At 48.1% G+C, this 959-nt stretch carries 1 protein-coding gene; it reads right to left on the bottom strand.

Features of this window, described 5'->3' with window-relative positions; translation table 11 throughout:
* Positions 1-84: 84 nt before the first annotated feature.
* Positions 85-959: HNH endonuclease (locus CAFE_RS01150; protein ID WP_330593709.1), on the bottom strand; the 875-nt coding region annotated here is incomplete at its 5' end.

The following is a 959-nucleotide window of genomic DNA, read 5'->3' as shown; positions in this document are numbered from 1 at the left end:
GTATGAGGTAAGCCGGCAGTACCGACTCCCTCCCGAACCGTGCGTGCACCTCTCGATGCACACGGCTCTCTATTTGTTATCGTTTTACGATTTCATCGAATTGTGAATCTCATGATGGCATGACGGACAGACTGCCAGCGTTTTGCGGCGACGCCTGAGCATTTCCATTTCCCACTCGCTTTGCCCTGTCAGGTCTTTCAGCCTTTTTACCTGATGTATTTCCAGGCCGCTGCACTCTATGCCGCACAGTTCGCACTTTTTCGCGCGAAGCCGAACGGCGAGACTGTTAGGCTTGTCATACTTCTTGTAGATTTCCAGCATGTCCACCTGTCCGAGTGACGGCTCCGCTTTCTTCCTGAAGCCGCCGTGATAGTAAATTGCTTCTTTCGGACCGGATTTTGTCTCATACTGAACGGTGAATTCGCCGTCCTTGATGTACCTCTGCCTGATTTTACTGACTTGGCAGCGGTATTTTGAGCCAAAAGTTTTAAGCATGCTGTATTTCATCAGGCTGGAGAAATGATTCAGGGTGGAAACATTTCCGGCTATTGAGTAGTAATTGTAGTAGCCCCGGATTTCCGCGTTGTATCTGCTAAGTATGTCAATATCCGTTTTGTTCATGAGCTTACCTCTTGGCATGGCTTTCCACCGTTCTTTACCCGATGTGTCCTTACTGATACGAATTGCACCATATTCCAGCAGTTTTGCTGTCCACTTCTCATGCGGCATACGGAGCTGAACAACGCCGGAGTATACGCGCTGCCGTTTTCCGTTTTTCAAACGCTTAATGTCCTGACTGCGCGACACAAATATGTCGTAGCCAAGGAATCTCGCGCACTGCGCCGTGTTAGTGATTTTTGTTTTCTCTGCTGATAAGGTTAGCCCTAATTTTTCCTTTAAGAAAATTGTCAAGTCTTGTTTGAGCGTTTCTGCATCCTCCTGACTGCCAATGACACCAA

The organism is Caproicibacter fermentans (genome assembly GCF_009746625.1).
GTDB lineage: Bacteria > Bacillota > Clostridia > Oscillospirales > Acutalibacteraceae > Caproicibacter > Caproicibacter fermentans.
This window is presented reverse-complemented; position numbering and strand designations above follow the sequence as displayed.